General features: G+C 65.5%; 18 protein-coding genes. 13 read left to right on the top strand and 5 right to left on the bottom strand.

Going from position 1 to position 17,941, the window contains the following annotated elements; all coding sequences use genetic code 11:
* Nucleotides 1-179: sigma factor-like helix-turn-helix DNA-binding protein (locus QM712_RS34330; RefSeq protein ID WP_293802422.1), on the top strand; the 179-nt coding region annotated here is incomplete at its 5' end.
* Nucleotides 180-268: 89 nt separating this feature from the next.
* Here the strand turns inward: QM712_RS34330 and QM712_RS34325 are convergent.
* The gene (locus QM712_RS34325) at nucleotides 269-505 is read right to left on the bottom strand and encodes a hypothetical protein (RefSeq protein WP_415027593.1); all 237 of its coding nucleotides are present in this window, start codon (nucleotides 503-505) and stop codon (nucleotides 269-271) included.
* 775 nt (nucleotides 506-1,280) lie between these two features.
* On the opposite strand from QM712_RS34325, the gene QM712_RS34320 reads away from it, so the two are divergent.
* Entirely contained in the window at nucleotides 1,281-2,087 is an 807-nt protein-coding gene (locus tag QM712_RS34320) for a lytic murein transglycosylase (RefSeq protein WP_415027592.1), read from the top strand.
* 180 nt (nucleotides 2,088-2,267) lie between these two features.
* Here the strand turns inward: QM712_RS34320 and QM712_RS34315 are convergent, their stop codons facing one another.
* The gene (locus tag QM712_RS34315) at nucleotides 2,268-3,110 is read right to left on the bottom strand and encodes an SDR family NAD(P)-dependent oxidoreductase (protein ID WP_415027591.1); all 843 of its coding nucleotides are present in this window, start codon (nucleotides 3,108-3,110) and stop codon (nucleotides 2,268-2,270) included.
* A 130-nt stretch (nucleotides 3,111-3,240) separates the two neighbouring features.
* On the opposite strand from QM712_RS34315, the gene QM712_RS34310 reads away from it, so the two are divergent.
* Nucleotides 3,241-3,615 carry a response regulator gene (locus QM712_RS34310; protein WP_415027590.1) on the top strand — a complete coding sequence of 125 codons (375 nt, stop codon included), beginning with the start codon at nucleotides 3,241-3,243 and terminating at the stop codon, nucleotides 3,613-3,615.
* On the opposite strand, the gene QM712_RS34305 is transcribed toward QM712_RS34310, so the two are convergent.
* Nucleotides 3,612-4,442 (bottom strand): AraC family transcriptional regulator, encoded by an 831-nt coding sequence (locus QM712_RS34305; RefSeq protein WP_415027589.1) that lies wholly within the window; start codon nucleotides 4,440-4,442, stop codon nucleotides 3,612-3,614. The genes QM712_RS34310 and QM712_RS34305 overlap by 4 nt on opposite strands.
* Nucleotides 4,443-4,681: 239 nt before the next feature.
* Here QM712_RS34305 and QM712_RS34300 point away from each other — a divergent pair, with 239 nt between their 5' ends.
* The 10 genes from QM712_RS34300 to QM712_RS34255 all read left to right on the top strand — a co-directional run bounded on the left by QM712_RS34300 (nucleotide 4,682) and on the right by QM712_RS34255 (nucleotide 16,725).
* Nucleotides 4,682-6,259 carry an ABC transporter substrate-binding protein gene (locus QM712_RS34300; protein WP_415027588.1) on the top strand — a complete coding sequence of 526 codons (1,578 nt, stop codon included), beginning with the start codon at nucleotides 4,682-4,684 and terminating at the stop codon, nucleotides 6,257-6,259.
* Complete coding sequence (locus QM712_RS34295) at nucleotides 6,256-7,257, top strand: ABC transporter permease (protein WP_415027587.1); 1,002 nt, start codon at nucleotides 6,256-6,258, stop codon at nucleotides 7,255-7,257. The genes QM712_RS34300 and QM712_RS34295 overlap by 4 nt, the downstream gene beginning before the upstream one ends.
* Nucleotides 7,257-8,090, top strand: a complete 834-nt coding sequence (locus QM712_RS34290; RefSeq protein ID WP_415027586.1) for an ABC transporter permease — start codon at nucleotides 7,257-7,259, stop codon at nucleotides 8,088-8,090. The genes QM712_RS34295 and QM712_RS34290 overlap by 1 nt, the downstream gene beginning before the upstream one ends.
* A complete protein-coding gene (locus tag QM712_RS34285; protein ID WP_415027585.1) occupies nucleotides 8,087-9,775 on the top strand; it encodes a dipeptide ABC transporter ATP-binding protein in 1,689 nt (562 codons plus the stop codon). The genes QM712_RS34290 and QM712_RS34285 overlap by 4 nt, the downstream gene beginning before the upstream one ends.
* A complete protein-coding gene (locus tag QM712_RS34280; protein ID WP_415027584.1) occupies nucleotides 9,772-11,073 on the top strand; it encodes an ArgE/DapE family deacylase in 1,302 nt (433 codons plus the stop codon). The genes QM712_RS34285 and QM712_RS34280 overlap by 4 nt, the downstream gene beginning before the upstream one ends.
* A gap of 41 nt (nucleotides 11,074-11,114) precedes the next feature.
* Complete coding sequence (locus tag QM712_RS34275) at nucleotides 11,115-11,750, top strand: pyridoxamine 5'-phosphate oxidase family protein (RefSeq protein ID WP_415027583.1); 636 nt, start codon at nucleotides 11,115-11,117, stop codon at nucleotides 11,748-11,750.
* Nucleotides 11,751-11,752: 2 nt separating this feature from the next.
* Entirely contained in the window at nucleotides 11,753-13,474 is a 1,722-nt protein-coding gene (gene ggt, locus QM712_RS34270; RefSeq protein ID WP_415027582.1) for a gamma-glutamyltransferase, read from the top strand.
* A 48-nt stretch (nucleotides 13,475-13,522) separates the two neighbouring features.
* Nucleotides 13,523-14,134: a LysE family translocator gene (locus QM712_RS34265; protein ID WP_415027581.1), complete on the top strand. Its 612-nt coding sequence runs from the start codon at nucleotides 13,523-13,525 to the stop codon at nucleotides 14,132-14,134.
* Between the two features lie 653 nt (nucleotides 14,135-14,787).
* Nucleotides 14,788-16,005 (top strand): GGDEF domain-containing protein, encoded by a 1,218-nt coding sequence (locus QM712_RS34260; RefSeq protein WP_415027580.1) that lies wholly within the window; start codon nucleotides 14,788-14,790, stop codon nucleotides 16,003-16,005.
* A gap of 93 nt (nucleotides 16,006-16,098) precedes the next feature.
* Nucleotides 16,099-16,725, top strand: a complete 627-nt coding sequence (locus tag QM712_RS34255; protein ID WP_415027579.1) for an N-acetylmuramoyl-L-alanine amidase — start codon at nucleotides 16,099-16,101, stop codon at nucleotides 16,723-16,725.
* 176 nt (nucleotides 16,726-16,901) lie between these two features.
* Here the strand turns inward: QM712_RS34255 and QM712_RS34250 are convergent, their stop codons facing one another.
* Both QM712_RS34250 and QM712_RS34245 read right to left on the bottom strand, forming a co-directional pair.
* Nucleotides 16,902-17,243: a hypothetical protein gene (locus tag QM712_RS34250; protein ID WP_415027578.1), complete on the bottom strand. Its 342-nt coding sequence runs from the start codon at nucleotides 17,241-17,243 to the stop codon at nucleotides 16,902-16,904.
* 182 nt (nucleotides 17,244-17,425) lie between these two features.
* Nucleotides 17,426-17,941 (bottom strand): sigma-70 family RNA polymerase sigma factor (locus QM712_RS34245; protein WP_415027577.1); only part of this gene is annotated, 516 nt, incomplete at its 5' end.

Genomic DNA, 17,941 nt, shown 5'->3' with positions numbered 1-17,941 from the left:
AAGAGCGCGTGCTGCGCATGCGTTTCGGCATCGGCATGAACACCGACCACACGCTCGAAGAAGTCGGCCAGCAGTTCTCGGTCACCCGCGAACGCATCCGCCAGATCGAAGCCAAGGCGCTGCGCAAGCTGAAGCATCCGTCGCGGAGCCGCAAGCTGCGGTCGTTCCTGGACAACTGATCGCGGAAAAATCGATCCCTATCAAAACGGCGGGCCTCGGCCCGCCGTTTTTCGTTGCGTCGATGCTGCGCGGGTCGCGCCGGCGAAGCCTATTTCTTTTTCGCGCCGACCCGCTCGATCCGCTTGATCTCGAGCGGCGGACGGCCGGACTTCTCGGCGATCTCGCGGTCCTGCTCCATGATGAAGCTGCGCGCGGGCTCGTCGCCGTCGAGGCCGCCGAGCAGTTCGGCCGGCACGCGACGATTGGAGCGCTGGGAGTCGTCTTCATAGACGACGTTGAAAAAGGCGAATTCGCCCTTGGGATTGGTTCCGGGTTTTTTGGCCATGGCGGCTTGTCGTCGATACGCGCGCCATAGTCAAACGGCTTTACGCCCTGCCGGTCATCACCGCGGGGCGGGACATCGGCGATGCAATCGATCGACGGCGTTTGCTTGGACGAAAGTCTGCTTCCGCCGGATGCCCATCGCAGAGGCGCCTATCCCTGATTTCTGTTGGGAGACCAGAAGCGTCGAACGCTTCGCGGGGAGGGGAGGATGAACCTCCGCGCGGCCCGTCAACAAACGGCGGGCTGCGAAGCCCGCCGTTTATTTTTGGTTGTCAGTTGTCCGGGGCTGGCAGGACAACAACCTAGAATAGAAGGCTATAACCTGCGTGCTGCGATGGCAACACAAATCGTAACGCGTCGATGTCGCAGCGTGCACATCAGATATGTGTTGACTGATGGTTCTGGTTCGATCGTGTTCCCAAAGCAGATGTTTCGATATCCGAAGTGCTTTGTTCATTGTCGTTGCTCTCGCAATGCAGCGTGCTTTGCCGCGACGTAGCTAAAAAAGAGTCTCATTCAGCGCACGCGGATGGTTGCGCTTTCGCGATGCACACGCGCGCGCGTGCTGCGATGGTTCTCGCGCGGATCGTCACCCTTCATGTCTATCGCTGCATCCGTGATCACCGCGGCGAGCCCAACCTCATGAAAAAGCTCGCGAGCGGGCGAAACGGCGCCACGTTGCACGCGCGCCTTTCTTTTCACCGGCTTTGACGCGAATCCGGTTCCCGGGCATGATTGCACGCTGCTTCGCACAAGTTCCCGGGGGATTGCACCGCATGTCGAGATACGCTCTGGCCACGGCCGTCATCGTTGGTCTGGCCGCCGGTCCTGCCGAAGCAGCGCGCTGCGGTGGCGATTTCAACAGTTTCGTCGCCAGCATGACCTCGGAGGCGCAGGCGGCCGGCGTCTCCGCAAGCGTCACCAGCGCGGCCTTCGGCGGCATCACCCAGGACGGCGCCGTGCTCGCCTTCGATCGGCGCCAGCGCTACACCTTCAACAAGAGCTTCGAGCAGTACGTCTCGACGCGCGTGGGTCCCGGCCGCATCAATGGCGGCCGCGCGCTGCTCCAGCGCCACGCCGCGCTGCTGTCGCGGATCGAGCAGCAGTTCGGCGTCCCCCGCCAGATCCTGATCGCGATCTGGGGCCTCGAGAGCGATTTCGGCAAGGGCGACATGGGCAAGCTGCCGGTGATCCGCACGCTGGCGACGCTCGCGCATGACTGCCGCCGCACCGAGCTGTTCCAGGGCGAACTGCTCGCCGCACTCAAGATCGTGCAGCGCGGCGACCTGCCGCTGCGCGATCTCATCGGCGCCTATGCCGGCGAGATCGGCCAGACCCAGTTCCTGCCGTCGTCCTATATCAAGTACGGCGTCGATTTCGATGGCGACGGCCATGTCGACCTTCGCCACAGCGTCGCCGACGTGCTGGCCTCGACCGCGAATCTGCTCCACACCAACGGCTTCAAGATGGGCCAGCCCTATGGCGAAGGCACCGCCAATTTCGATGCGATGCGGGAGTGGAACAGGGCGGTGATCTATCGCAAGACCATCGGCTATTTCGCCGACCGGCTGATGGGGCAGTGAGGGCCGCGGCGCTGAGAGATATCGGGCGCTCGCACGCCACTCCTCGTCATCGCCCGATGTGATCGGGCGAGAAGGTCTTGCAGAGACGGCGTTGATTGACTCGAAGCCCCGCAGCTAACGGGATTTCCTGCCGTCGCGGGGAATGACAGCAATGCCGGCGAGGCGAATGCGGCCCCGACCTCACGTCCCCTTCGCCATCTTCTCCAGCTTTCGCTGCAACGGCGCCCAATAGGTCCCCGGACGAAAGCGCTGCAAGAGATCCATGAAGCGGGCGTCGTTGCCGATCAGGATGCGCGGTTCGTTTCTCTCGATGCCCTTGATGATGCGCAGCGCGGCGTCGGTCGGCGAGGTCTTCGCCGCAGTCTCGAAGCGGTCGATCATCTGCGAGCGCCGTGCATTGTCGGTGACGCCGCTGCCGGTGCGCGAGCTGCGCGCGATCGAGGTGGCGACGCCGCCCGGATGCACCACCGACAGCTTCACCGGGCTGCGGGCCATCGCAAGCTCGTGCCGCACGCTTTCGGAGAAGCCGCGTACCGCGAATTTGGCCGCCGCATAGGCCGATTGTCCCGGCGGCGCGATGATGCCGAAGATCGAGGAGAGGTTGACGATATGCGCCTCCGGCCTCGTCTTCAGATGCGGCAGGAAGGCGCGCGTGCCGTGCACCACGCCCCAGAAATTGATGTCGAACAGCCACTCCATCTGGGTCTGGTCGATCTCCTCGAACTGGCCGAGCAGCGCCACGCCGGCATTGTTGACGAGGATGTTGAGTGACGGATGCGCGGCGACGGCCTCACGCGCGAATTGCGCGATGTCGCCGGGTTGTCCGACGTCGACGCGATGCATGCTGACCTTGCGCCCGCCGGCGATGTCCCGGCCGATCTCGGCGGCGAGTGTTCCCAGCCCGGCCTCGTCGCGATCGGCGAGCGCGAGGTCGCAGCCGCGCCGGGCCAGTTCGATCGCGAGGGCGCGGCCGATGCCGCTGGCCGCTCCCGTGATGGCGGCCGCGCCGCGAATCACCGTCATGATGCCTCCCATCAGGTCCCTGAAAGGAAACAAGGATTTACATTTTTTCAGAATGGACCCGAAACCAGCTCCGGGTTCCCTATTTAACCTACGTGACGTGAACGGAGGCAAGCAGCGTTGGGAGCCACCGATGGGACAATCAAAACCGTTTTCTGCAACAGCCCTTATCGTTGAAGACGACGTGCTGCAGCGAGAGATGCTCAGCCTCCTGCTCGAAGAGAGCGGCTATCAGGTCATCCAGTGCGAGAGCGCCGAAGCGGCCGAGCGCGTGCTGGAGAAGAATGCGGGCGCATTGTGCCTGATGCTGACGGACGTGCAGCTCGCCGGTCACATGAACGGGGTCGAACTCGCGCATGTCGCCAAGAACCGGAACCCCAAGCTCGACGTCGTGGTCACGTCGGGGCGGCCCCTGTCGCAGCAATTGCCTGACGGCGCCAAATTCTGGGCCAAGCCCTGGGCGCCGCTAGACGTGCTGCGCGAGGCCGAACTGGCGCAGCTGTCCTAGCGCAACACGATCTCACGATCGGTCCAGCGGAGATAGTGCCGCGGTGCGGCGCCGAGTTCGCGCTTGAACATCGCGGCGAAGGCGCTCGGGCTGTCGTAGCCGACATCGAGCGCGACGCAGGTGACGGCTTCGCCGGCCCCGAGTCGCGCCAGCGCCTCCAGCAGGCGTGCGCGCTGGCGCCAGGCCGAAAAGCTCTGGCCGGTCTCGCGGCGGAACAGTCGCGTCAGGGTCCGCCGGCTGAGGCTGCATCTGTCGGCCCAATCGTCGAGCGTGAGATCGGAGGAGGGATCGCCGAGCACGGCCTTGCAGATCTCGGCCAGACGCGGGTCGGGCGGCATCTGCACGTGGAGTGTCACTTCCGGCATGCGGGCGATTTCGCTGAGCAGGAATTCGACCAGCTTGCCGTCGCGCCCGCCTTCGTCATACGCTTGGGGCATACGCACGGCCTCCTCCATCAGCGCCTCGACCAGCGATGAGGCTCTGATGAGGCGACATTTGTCGGACGCGTTGCGCTCGCGATCGGGTGTGACATAGATCGACTGCGCTTCGACCTCGCCCCAGGCGCGCGACTGATGCACGACGCCGGCGGGAATCCACAGGCCATGGCCAGGCGGAAGCACGAAATGGCCGCGCTCCGTCATCATGGCGGTCACGCCGGTGATTTGGAGGATGAACTGGTCGCGCCGATGCGCGTGTCGCGTGCTGGTGGTCTCGTTCGGATAGGTCGCGACCATCGCGGCAACCGGCCGCTCGATCGTCTGAAGCTGCCCCGCATAACGGGCGGCGTTTGCCGGGCCCACCTGCTTGTTGCAGGTGCGCAATTCCACAGTGTCATTTCGTCGCGCTGCGACTTTCACGTGTCGTGAGCTCCCTGGAGGGTCCTTTTCGCAAGGCTCTTATGCATCTTCCGGGCCAGATGGCCCGATCGCGATGATTATTGTCCCCGATCAGGTAGCGCGGGACAGGGCGTTTGGCAACAATGCGACCGCCCGCGACATTCGTTGAACGCGAATGCGGGGCTAGCGAAGTTGATCCGCCAAGACGATCTGCGAAGACGGAGAGCCCGATGAACAGACGCGAATTCACCCAGGCCATGCTGGCTGCCGGTGCAGCTATCCCGTTCGGAATCACGCGAGCGGCAGGCCAGACTCGTGGTGGAACGCTCAACACCATCATCCAGCCGGAGCCGCCGATCCTGGTGACAGCGTTCAACCAGCAGCAGCCGACGCTGACGCTCGGCGGCAAGATCTACGAGAGCCTCCTCAAATATGGCGCCGATCTGAAGCCGATGCCCGGCATGGCGCAGTCCTGGGAGGTCTCGCCGGACGGGCTGACCTATACGTTCAAGCTGTTTCCGAACATCACCTTCCACGACGGAAAGCCGATGACGTCGGAGGATGTCGTGTTCAGCTGCATGAAGGTGCTGATGGAGACGCATCCGCGCGCGCGCCAGAATTTCGCCCGCGTCGCCTCGGCTGAAGCGCCCGATCCGCTCACGGTCGTGTTCAAGCTCAAGCAGCCCTTCGCGCCGTTCCTCGGCTGCTTCGACTGCACCTCGGCGCCGATCGTGCCCAAGCACATCTATGAAGGCACCGACTACCGCAAGAATCCGCTGAACGACAAGGCGATCGGCACCGGGCCCTTCAAGCTGAAGGAATGGGTGCGGGGTTCGCATGTTCATCTGGTGCGGCACGAGGGCTATTACCTGAAGGACCAGCCCTATCTCGACGAGATCGTCTACCGGATCATCCCGGATTCGGCCTCGCGCGCGCTGGCGCTGGAGAACGGCACGGTGCAGCTCGCGCAATGGACCGACGTCGAATTCTTCGACGTCCAGCGCTTCAAGACGCAGAAGAACCTCGAGGTCACCACCAAGGGCTACGAATATTTCGCGCCGCATCAATGGCTCGAGATGAACAACCGCATCGCGCCGATGAACGACAAGCGCTTCCGCCAGGCGGTGATGCACCTGATCGACCGCGAGGCGTTCAGCAAGCGCGTCTATTTCGGCAATGCCAAGGTCGCCACCGGCCCGATCTCGTCCAAGACGAAGTTCTACGACGGCAACGTCAAGCGCTACGACTTCTCGGTCGACAAGGCCAAGGCGCTGCTCGACGAGATGGGGCTGAAGCCGGATGCCAACGGCAAGCGCGCCGAGATCAAGTACATCGTGCCGCCCTACGGCGAATCCTATCAGCGCGCCGGCGAATTCTTCCGCCAGAGCTTCTCGCGCGTCGGAATCGATCTCGTCCTGGTCGGTACCGACATGGCCGGGTGGGCCGAAAAGGTCGGCAACTGGGATTATGAGATGACCCAGAACCTGCTCTACCAGCTCGGCGACCCCGCGCTCGGTGTGGCCCGCACCTATGTGTCCTCGAACATCAAGAAGGGCATCCTGTTCTCGAACACGCAGGGCTATTCCAATCCCGAAGTGGACAAGCTGTTCGACGAAGCCGCGGTCACGCTCGACGAGGGCAAGCGCCAGGAGCTCTATACCAAGGTGCAGCAGATCCTGGTCGAGGACGTGCCGGTGGCGTGGACGTTGGAGCTCGAATATCCCATCATCTACGACAAGGCGTTCAAGAACATCGTGACGACCGGCATCGGTTCGCACGAAACCTTCGGGACGGTCTACAAGTCGTGATCCGTCTCGGCCGCGCGGCGACGATCGGGCTGATGGTGCTGAGCCGGATTGCCCAGCTCGTCGCCGTCATCCTCGTCATCGCCACCTTCAACTTCGTGCTGGTGCGGGCCGCTCCCGGCGACCCGGCCCAGGTCATGGCGGGACAGTCGGGCGCGGCCGATCCGAAGCTGCTGGACGATCTGCGCAAGGAGTATGGGCTCGACAAGCCCTACGCCGTGCAACTCGCGAGCTATCTCGGGCGCGTCGTCCGGCTCGATCTCGGCTATTCCTACCGCCAGCGCCGGGCGGTGGTCGATCTCATCCTCGAACGGCTTCCGGCGACGCTGCTGCTGACGGTGACGGCCTTCTGTCTCGCGCTGTTGATCGGTACGACGCTCGGCGCGCTGGCGGGCCTCGCGGCCGGAAGCGTGCTCGACACCGTCTTCACGGTGCTGTCGCTGGTGCTTTATGCGACGCCGGTGTTCTGGCTCGGGTTGATGCTGGTGCTGGTCTTCTCGGTGATGCTCGGCTGGCTGCCGCCGTTCGGCTACGAGACGATCAACGTGAAGCTCTCGCCGCTGGAGCATGCGCTCGACATCGCAAAGCACATGATCATGCCGGTGACCTCGCTCGCGGCGATATATCTGGCGATCTATGCCCGGCTGATGCGTTCCTCGATCATCGAGGTGGCGCAGCAGGACTTCATCAAGACCGCGCGGGCCAAGGGGCTGTCCGGTCCCAGCATCGTCGTCGGTCACATGCTGCGCAACGCCCTGGTGCCGGTCGTCACGGTGGCGGGCATGCAGGCCGGTGCGCTGGTCGGCGGCGCCGTCGTGATCGAGACCGTGTTCGCATGGCCTGGCCTCGGCCGGCTCACCTTCGATGCGCTGCTCCAGCGCGACTATCCCGTATTGCTCGGCATCTTCCTGATCCTGTCGATCGTGGTCATCGTGCTCAATCTCCTGACCGACCTGATCTACAAGCTGATCGATCCCCGCATGACCACGGGAGCGGCGTGATGGATTCGGTCCGTGCCTTCCTGCGTCATCCCAGCGGCATGGTGGGTCTCGTCGTGCTGCTCGTCGTCGTGGTCGTCGCGATCATCGCGCCGATCGTCTTTCCGGTCTCGCCCTGGGAAATGGTCGGCGCGCCCTTCACGCCGCCCGGCGAGGATGGTTTGCTGCTCGGCGGCGACACGCTCGGCCGCGATGTCGCGGCCGGTGTCGCCTATGGCGCGCGCGTGTCGCTCCTGATCGGCATCGCCTCGGCACTGGCCGCGATGGTGATCGGCGTCGCCATCGGCGCGGTCTCCGGCTATTTCGGCGGCAAGGTCGATCTGGTGCTGATGCGGATGACCGAGCTGTTCCAGACCATTCCCGCCTTCGTGCTCGCGATCCTCCTGGTCGCGACCTTCAACCCGTCGCAGCTCACGATCATCCTGACCATCGGCGCCGTGAGCTGGCCGCCGCTCGCGCGTCTCACCCGCGCCGAATTCCTGCGCCTGCGCAACCGGGAATTCGTCGAGGCGGCACTTTGCCAGGGCGAAGGAACCCTGCGGATCGTGCTCGGTCACATCCTGCCCAACGCGATCTCGCCGATCCTGGTCGTGACCTCGTTGACGGTCGCGACCGCCATCCTGCTCGAAAGCGCGCTCTCCTTCATGGGGCTCGGCGATCCCAATCTGATGTCCTGGGGCTTCATGATCGGCGCCGGCCGCACGGTGATCCGCAACGCCTGGTGGATGAGCGTTTTTCCGGGGCTTGCCATCCTCGTCACCGTGCTCGCGATCAATCTGTTCGGGGAGGGGCTGTCCGACGTCCTCAATCCGCGTGTGTCGAGGCGCCGGTCATGAGCGACGCCGTGCAAACCGGGACCCCGGTGTTGTCCGTGGAGGGACTCTCGATCTCGCTGCCCGAAGGCGGCGACCGGCCATTCGCCGTCGAGAACGTCTCCTTCGAGGTCAAGCCGAACGAGGTCGTCTGCCTGGTCGGCGAGTCCGGTTCGGGCAAGTCGATGATCGCGCATGCGGTGCTGTCGCTGCTGCCGAAGAGCGTTGCCGTCGTCGCGGGAGCCGTAACGGTGGCCGGACGAAATCCGACGAAGCTCGACCGGCAGGCGTTGCGACGCCTGCGTGGCGGCGAGGCGGCGATGATCTTCCAGGAGCCGCTGTCCTCTCTCAATCCGCTCAAGCGCGTCGGCAAGCAGATCGAAGAGATGATCCTCACCCACCAGCGGCCGACGCCGTCGGCGGCCGAGGTGCGCGAGCGCGTGCAACAGCTCCTGACTCAGGTCGGCCTGCCCAATCCGAAGCTGCTCGAAAAGAGCTATCCGTTCGAACTCTCCGGCGGCCAGCGCCAGCGCGTCATGATCGCGATGGCGATGGCGAACCGCCCGGCGCTGCTGATCGCGGACGAGCCGACCACGGCGCTCGACGTCACCACCCAGCGCCAGATCCTGCGCCTGATCGACGATCTCCGCCGTGACCGCGGCATGGGCGTGCTCCTGATCACCCATGATTTCGGCGTGGTGGCCGACGTCGCCGATCGCGTCGTGGTCCTGCGCCACGGCAAGGTGGTGGAACAGGGGACGGTCGAAGAGGTCCTGCGCAATCCGAAAGCCGATTACACCCGCGAACTGATCGATGCCGTGCCGAAGGCCCGGCTCGACGAGATCAGCCGCGCTGCCATTCATTCGGCGCCGCTGCTCGAAGTGATCGGCCTCGAGAAGACGTTCCGGGTCAAGCGCGGCTGGCTGCAGCCGCTGCGCGAGGTCGTCGCGGCGGACGGCATCTCGCTGACCCTGCACGAAGGAGAGACCCTCGCGGTCGTTGGCGAGTCCGGCTCCGGCAAGTCGACGCTCGGGCGCATGATCATGCGGCTCACCGAGCCCGATGGCGGGGCCATCCGCTTCAACGGACAGGATCTCCGTCAGCTCCGCGGCGAGGCGTTGCGTCAGGCGCGCAAGCAGCTCCAGATCGTGTTCCAGGATCCCTTCGCAAGTCTCGATCCGCGCCAGAAGGTCGGCGATGCCATCGCGCGCGGCCCGATGGCGTATGGTACGTCGCGATCCGCAGCGATGGAGCAGGCGAGGCAATTGCTGGTGCGGGTCGGCCTCAATGCCGCCGCGGCGGATCGCTATCCCCACGAATTCTCCGGCGGCCAGCGCCAGCGCATCTGCATCGCGCGGGCACTCGCGCTCAAGCCGCGTGTCCTGATCGCCGACGAGGCGGTCTCGGCGCTCGACGTCTCGGTACAGGCACAGGTGCTGGCGTTGCTGGCCGAGCTGCGCCAGGAGATGAAGCTCGCGATGGTCTTCATCACGCATGACCTGCGTATCGCCGCCGAGATCGCCGACCGCGTCATCGTGCTCCAGAAGGGGCGCATCGTGGAGGAGGGCGCGACCGCCGACGTGTTCACCGCGCCGCGCGCCGCCTACACCCGCGACCTGCTCGATGCGATCCCGGGCCGCGACTTCTTCGACCAGCCGGGTTTCGCAGGCAAGGCCGGTTCAGCTCCGACAGCGAGGATGAATTCATGACCGACAGCCGTTCCGTTCCCCTTCCCGCCGGCGCGCGCGAGCGCATCGAGGCCGCCGTCGATGCCGCCTTCGACCGGCAGATCGAGACCACGATCGCGTTCACGGCCATTCCGAGCACGCGTGCCGCGGAAGCGCCCTGTCAGGACATGTTCGCCAAGCTGCTGCGCGAGCGCGGCTATGAAGTCGACGACTGGATCATCAACCAGGACGATCTGAAGACGCTGCCGGGCTACGGTCCGGTGGAGACCGATTTCTCCCGCGCCCGTTCCGTCGTCGGCACCTACCGGCCGGCGAAGGAAGAGGGCCGCTCGCTGATCCTGCAGGGCCATTGCGACGTGGTGCCGGTCGGGCCGCTCGACATGTGGGAACGGCCGCCGTTCCAGCCGGTGGTCGAGAACGGCTGGCTCTATGGCCGCGGCGCCGGCGACATGAAGTCCGGCACCATCTCGGCGCTGTACGCGCTCGACGCGCTCAAGGCCGCCGGCTTCGCGCCGAAGGGCCGCATTCATCTGCAGTCCGTGATCGAGGAGGAGAGCACCGGTCTCGGCGCGCTCTCGACGCTTCAGCGGGGTTACCGCGCCGACGCCTGCATCCTGCCCGAGCCGACCGACGAGAAATTGATGCGCGCCCAGGTCGGCGTGATCTGGTTCCGCCTGAAGGTGCGGGGACTGCCGGTCCACGTCGCGCGCGCCGGCACCGGCTCGAACGCGATCAAGGCCGCCATTCACCTGATCCAGAAGCTCGAAGGGCTCGAGGCCGAGTGGAACGAGCGCGCCAAATCGCATCCGTCCTTCAAGTCGGTCCATCATCCGCTCAACTTCAACCCCGGTATCATCAAGGGAGGCGATTGGGCCTCCAGCGTGCCTGCCTGGTGCGATGTCGATTGCCGCATCGGCGTGCTGCCCGGCTGGAAGATCGCCGACGCCCAGGCCGAGATCGTGGACTTCGTCGCCAAGGCGGCGCGCTCGCACCCGTTCCTCGCGAACAACCCGCCGGAGATCGTCTGGTCCGGCTTCCTGTCGCCCGGCTATGAAGCGACCAACGTGCAGGAGAGCGAGGCGGTGCTGGCCGGCGTCTACGAGCATGTATTCGGTCGCAAGCTGACGGATTTCTCGTCCACCGCGCTCACCGATGCACGCTTCTATGGCCTCGACTACGGCATTCCGGCATTCTGTTTCGGGGCGACCATGGAGAACGCGCACGGATTCAACGAACGCGTCGAACTCGCCTCGGTGAAGCGGGTTACCAAGGCCCTGGCCCTGTTCGTCGCGAGTTGGTGCGGCATCGAAGCCAGTTAAATCCAAGAGGGAAAACCCCCACCAAGAACGGAGGTTCGCACATGGACAGCCAGGGTGCAGGCGGCAAGCCGCCAGTCAAGACGCAGGAGGATCTGCGGACGCATTTCGGGCAGTTGAGCCCGCTCGCGGAGAAGAAAGTTCTCAACCATCTCGACAAGTTCTGCCGCGACTTCATCGCACTGTCCCCGTTCCTCGTCCTTGCCTCGAGCGACGGCAATGGTCATGCCGATGCGAGCCCCCGCGGCGACGCGCCGGGCTTCGTCGCCGTGCTCGACGACAAGACGCTGCTGATCCCCGACCGGCGCGGCAACAACCGCGTCGACACCTTCGGCAACATCATCGCCTCGCCCGGGATCGGCCTGATCTTCCTGGTGCCGGGGATCAACGAAACCCTGCGCGTCAACGGACGTGCCGAGATATCGCAGGATGCGGATCTTCTGACGCCGCTCGCCGTGCAGAACGTCGTCCCGATCATCGGGCTCAAGATCCACGTCGACGAAACCTATTTCCACTGCGGCAAGGCGCTGATGCGCTCGAAGCTCTGGAATCCGGCCGCGCAGGTCGAGCGCCACAGCTTTCCGACGCTCGGCCGCATCATCGCCGAGCAGACCGCCGCCATCGAGGTCGAGGTGGCGGAGAAGACGATGGAAGAAGCGTATCGTACGAGGCTCTACTGAGCATGACGAATCCAGGCTCCTGGCGGCAACGCGCCGGCTCGCTGTTCGATTGCGAGAAAACGCCCGCGACCGCCCGGCGCGGCATGGCGGTGACCAACCATCCGCTGGCCTCCGCCGCCGCGCTCGAAATGATGGCGGCCGGCGGCAACGCGATCGACGCGACGGTCGCGGCGCTGTTCGCGCTGACGGTGGTCGAGCCGATGATGGTCGGCATCCTCGGCGGCGGCGTCGCCGTGATCCGGCTTGCCGACGGCCGGGTGACGACGATCGACGGGCTCTCGACAGCCCCGGCGGCGTGCCGTCCGGACAGCTACAGGCCGGTGTCCGACCGCTGGCCCGACTACATGGAGACGGAGGGGCGGCGCAACGCCGTCGGCGCCGGCGCGGTCGCGGTGCCCGGCACGCTGAAGGCGTGGTGCGAGGCGCTGGAGCGCTTCGGCAGGCTTCCGCTCGAGGCGGTGATGGAGCCGGCGATCCGGCACGCCAGGCGCGGCTTCGCCGTCACGCCTTATCTCGCCAATTGCATTGCCGAGATGGCGCCGGACCTGTCGCGCAATCCCGCGATCGCGGCGAAATTTCTCCCCGACGGCAGGCCGCTCGAAGCCGGTGCGCGCCTGGTTCAATCGGAATATGCGGAGACGCTGGGCGCCATCGCGCAGGAAGGGCCGGGCGCTGTCTATGGCGGCAGCCTTGGCGACGTCATCGCGCATGAACTGTCGAAGGCCGGTTCGTTCCTCACGGCCGCCGATCTCGGCGCCTACGCGACGATCGAGCGTGCGCCGATCCGCGGCACCTATCGCGGCGTCGAACTGATCGGCCCGGCACCGCCGGCCTCCGGCGGCGTGCACATCATCCAGATGCTCAACATCCTCGAAGCCTACGACATCGGCAATTCCGGCTTCGGCACGGTGGAGACGATCCACCTGATGCTGGAGGCGTTGAAGATCGCCGCCGCCGACCGCCGCGCGGCGACGGCCGATCCGGCCTTCGTCAAGGTGCCGGTCGAGCAACTGGTGTCCAAGGACTACGCGGCCAGGCGCCGGGCCGAGATCGATCCCGCGCGGGTCGGCACCTATGCCGCCGGCGTCGGCATCCAGACCACGCCGACCGGCACCAACGAGTCCGCCAACACGACCCATGTCACGATCGCGGACGGCGAGGGCAACATCGTCACCTCGACGCAGACCATCAATTCGCTGTTCGGCTCGCGCATCATGATCCCGGGCACCGGCATCATTCCCAACAACTACATGTACCTGTTCGATCCGCATCCCGGCCACGCCCTGTCGCTGGCGCCGGGCAAGCGCATCACCAGCGGCATTTCGGCGATGATCGGCCTGCGCGAGGGACGTCCGGCCTTCGCCGTCGGCATGCCCGGCGCGCATCGCATCCCCGCCGGCGTGCTGCAGGCCGTCGTCAACCTCGTCGACCACGGCATGAGCCTGCAGGAGGCGGTCGAGGCGCCGCGCATCTTCTCCTGGGGCCAGGAGGCCGAGATCGAGGCCGGCATGTCCGGGGACGTGCGCGACAAGCTCGCCGCGCTCGGCCATCCCGTGGTGTCGCCCGCGCATGTCGGCGGCGGCATGTGCGCGATCGGCTTCGCGCCCGATGGCGAGATGACGGGGGCGGCGTGCTGGCGCGCCGACGGCGTGCCGATGGGCGTCGGCGGCGGCCTGGCGCGCGCCGGCACCTCGTTCTGGCCCGATCCGCGGCGGCCGCGCTGATCGCTTCGTGACTTTTCGGGATCTGACGGGGATGATAGGGAACAGGACATGTCCTGGTCCTTCCTGCTCACCTCGTTCATCGTGGTCGCCTCGCCGGGAACCGGCGTGCTCTACACCCTGGCCGCGGCGCTGACGCGCGGCTCGCGCGCGAGCGTGGCGGCGGCGTTCGGCTGTACGCTCGGGATCGTCCCGCACATGACGGCGGCCATGCTCGGCCTTGCCGCGGTGATGCACACCAGCGCGCTCGCCTTCGCTGCCTTGAAATGGTGCGGCGTGGCCTATCTGCTCTACATGTCCTGGCAGGCGCTGCGCGAGACCGGGGCCCTGGCGGTCGACGGCGAGATCAAGGAACGTTCGAGCGGCCGCGTCATCGTCACCGGTTTCCTGATCAACATCCTCAATCCCAAGCTCTCGATCTTCTTCCTCGCCTTCCTGCCGCAGTTCATCGCGGTGGACGAGGCCCATGTGCTGGCGCGGATGCTGGAATTGAGCGGCGCGTTCATGGCGATGACGTTCGCGATGTTCGTGGTCTACGGCCTCTGCGCGGCCTCCGTACGCGAGCGGTTGATCTCGCGTCCCCGTGTCATGGCCTGGCTGCGCCGCAGCTTCGCCGCCGGATTTGCCCTGCTCGGCGCCAAGCTCGCGTTCGCGGAGCGGTAGAAGTCCGACGCGATCCCGCGCGCCTCGTCCCGCTTGCGGGAGAGAGAACGAGGAACAGGACCAGCCAATAAAAAAGCGGGCCTCGCGCCCGCCATCTTCCGATGATCTCTGCCCGGTCCGACACCCGGGCGGAGCGAGGCTCCACCCGGGCAAAGAACACGCTGCGCTACTTCTTCTTCGCAGCCTTCTTGGCCTTTTTCGCCTTCTTCTTCGCCGCCTTCTTCGCTTTCTTAGCCATAGTATCCTCTCAAAGGGTTCATGGTTAAACGCGACACGAGGGATGCTCGGCGGAGGGCCAGCCTCGCAATATCCTCGGCGACAAGCTCAGCAGATTCGCGGGCGACTAACCCGTGCTGTCACATCCGTGTCATTGCGTTATCCACAGCTCAGATGCGTTTCCGGGTGATTTTCGTCCGCGAATCCGCATCGCCGCGCTGCGGCAGGGCGCGCTCGCGCGCATCGCGGCTTGCTTAACAATACGAAAATCCGTCCACCGGATTCATCAATCCAAAACCAAACACCTCGTTAGCGAGGTCCCGGTCAGACTCCATTAAGCGCGTCGCGGGCATCGTCCTCCGCAAGAACACGGGGATGGTTATGGACGGACGGTTGCCAGACGAAGGAGGCGGGAGGGTGGATCTCCCGCAGTCGCCATGCTGAGCGTGCCGACACTCTGGACCGTCATCGTCATCAACTTCCTGGCGCTGGGCCTGATCTGGGCCTACGTGATGCGCTCCTATCCGAAATTCGAGGCGGCGCGATACTGGACCGCGGCGGCGGTGCTGGCTGCGACCGGCTCCGCCATCTCCATGCTGCGCGACTTCATGGACATGCGCTTTCCGCTGATCGCCGGCGGCGGGCTGATGATCTTCGCGTCGTGCCTCGCCTGCATGGGTGTCACGCGCTTCTACCACAAGCCGGTGTCCTGGCTCACGGCGATCGGGATTTCGCTGCTCAGCAGCGCGAGCCTCGCCTTCTTCCTGGCGGTGATCGACGACATGCCGACGCGCGTGCTGATCTATTCGATCGCGCAGTCGACCCCGATCCTGATGGTGTTGCCGCTTCTGCTCGGCAAGCAGGACGGACGCGAGAACCCCGGCGCCCGCCTGACCGCCATCGTCGCTTTCATGGTCCTCGCCGTTCACGTGGTTCGCTCCGGCTCCGCCCTGGTCGGGCTCGGCGGCGGCATCACCGCGATCAATTTCAACGGATTGCAGGCGCTGCTCATCCTCATGCTGGTATTCCTGGCGATGGCCTGGAACTTCGGCTGCCTGCTGATGGCGATCGAGCGGCTGCGCAACGAGGTCGCCGACCTCGCGCTGCTCGACGACCTCACCGGCGTCGCCAACCGGCGGCATCTCCTGCAGCGCCTCACCGAGGAATGCGCCCGTTCGGAGCGCAGCGGCGAGCCGTTCTCGCTGCTGGTGATCGATCTCGACGGATTCAAGATCATCAACGACACCCATGGACATGCCGCGGGTGACGCCTGCCTGCAGCATTTCACGCTGATGGCGCAGACGCGGCTGCGGCCGGGCGATCTGCTCGCCCGCACCGGTGGCGACGAGTTCTGCATCGTGTTGCCGGCCTCGGGCCTTCGCGAGGCGGCATCGATCGCCCGCCGCGTGCTGGAAGTGTGCCGTCAGGACGCCGCGGCCTGCACCAGCAACGACATTCCGATCGCGATCTCGATCGGCGTCGCCGAATGGGACCGCAGCATCGGACAATTCCCGGACCGCCTGATCGCCCATGCCGACCACGCGCTCTACGACGCCAAGAAGAACGGCAAGAACGACTTCGCTGTCTACGATCCGGCCCCGCTGCTTTCGCCCGAGCTGGCCGCGATGGGCGAGGCCGCCCGCAAATTCGCCTGAACGGCCCGGGCCTGCCCCGCGCGTGTCGCGAGGGAAAATCCCTGCGCACCCGTTCGGATCATGCTGTAGGCTCGGCTTTCGCATGAGGTCCTCATGATGATGTCTCGCCTGCTCGCGGCCGTATTCGCCGGGCTCGCACTGATCGCGCCCGCCGCCGCGGCGGATGCCGGGCTCGCGACGATCGCGCGCGGCTCCGGCACGCCGGACATTCCCGGCCTGAAGATGGTCTGGCTCGCGCCATGGGGCGAACTGCGTGACGCCCATCCCTGGCGCAACATCATCGTGCACCAGACCGAGGGTCCGGCCGGCTCGGCGCGCGGCGGCGCGCAGGAGCAGTCGAAGAATCCGACCCGGCGCGGCGTCACGGTCTGGGTCGAGACCGACGGCACGGTGTATTGGGCGGTGGCGGAGAATCTGGTGCCGACCCACGGCGACGGCGCCAACCGCAACGACAACAAGTACATCGACAACCGGTCGACCTATCGCCAGGTGGTGCGCGACAACTCGATCGGCGTCGAGTTCGCCGGCAACTATCCCGACGTGACGACGGGTCCCACCGCGGCGCAGGTCGCGGCCTGGCGCGTCCTCGTCCAGGTGCTGCGTGCGCGCTACGACATCCCGCTCGACCACGTCTATGCGCACAACTGGATCGACTACAAGGACGCGCGCTACTGCGAAGGCTGCTGGCTCGCGACGCTGGCAAGGACGTGGGGCGAGTAGAAGGTTCGCTCTTCCTTTTTCCCTTGCGAGAGAGGATGGCACAGGCGGCCTTCGGCCGCCGTTCTCAGCAACGCCGAAGCGGAGCTTCGGCGATGGCGCCGGATGAGAGTCTGTCCGTTCGATGAAGGCTCACGCGGGGAGAGAGACACTCCGTGCCGCAAGGGGAGAGGCCAGGATCACACCGGCTGCGACATCCACCCCAGAAACCGCTGCATCAATCCCGGCGGCCGCGGCAATTCCGGCGGCTCGTCCGCGGCGAGCACGCGTTTGAGGAAGTAGTCCAGGAACACCATGTCGTTCGGCTCGGTGACGGTGAACTTCTCTTCGCCGAAATACACGCTGTAGTTAAAGAAGAACGGACCCATGATCGGGATCGTCGCGGTCGACGCATAGTCCTTGGAGATCACGAACTCCGACGGCTCGAGGCCGTGGTCGCGCATCGCCCGCTCGACCAGCGGCAGCTTGCGCATGAACTGGGTGGAGAAGCCGCCGACGGTGGATTGCAGGATGATCGACACGGCGTGCGCTCGTTCGCTTGATGTGGCCCGATCATGTTGGGTCGGACGGCTCGGGCCCTGCGTTCAAAATGACTCCGCCGGTCGCCTTCCGAACATGCGGCAGATCACACAACAAAAAAGCCGGCGTTGCCGCCGGCTTTCTGTCTTTCGATCCGCCAATTTCTGGCGCTGCGAGGCCTTGCTTAGTGCGCGGCTTCCAGCGCGGCTTGTTCCGCCCTTGCGATCGTGCCCTTGACCGCGGACTGCACCTTCTCGAAGGCACGGACCTCGATCTGGCGGACGCGCTCGCGCGACACGCCGAACTCGGCAGCAAGGTCTTCCAGCGTCATCGGCTCATCCGCGAGGCGTCGCGCCTCGAAGATGCGGCGTTCGCGCGGGTTGAGCACGCCCATGGCGCCGTTCAGGGCGTCACGGCGTTCGTCATATTCCTCGTGCTCCGCCAGCATGGCTTCCTGGTTGGGCGAATTGTCGACCAGCCAGTCCTGCCATTCGCCGGCCTCGCCGTCGTCGCGGATCGGAGCGTTCAGCGACGCGTCGCCGCCCAGACGGCGGTTCATGTCGATGACGTCCTGAGCCGTGACGCCGAGGCGCTTGGCAATGATCTTCACCTGGTCGGGGCGGAGATCGCCTTCGTCCAGCGCGTTAATCTTGCTCTTCGCCTTGCGCAGGTTGAAGAACAGCTTCTTCTGGTTCGCGGT

It is taken from the genome of Bradyrhizobium sp. (assembly GCF_047605465.1).
Lineage (GTDB): Bacteria > Pseudomonadota > Alphaproteobacteria > Rhizobiales > Xanthobacteraceae > Bradyrhizobium.
This window is presented reverse-complemented; position numbering and strand designations above follow the sequence as displayed.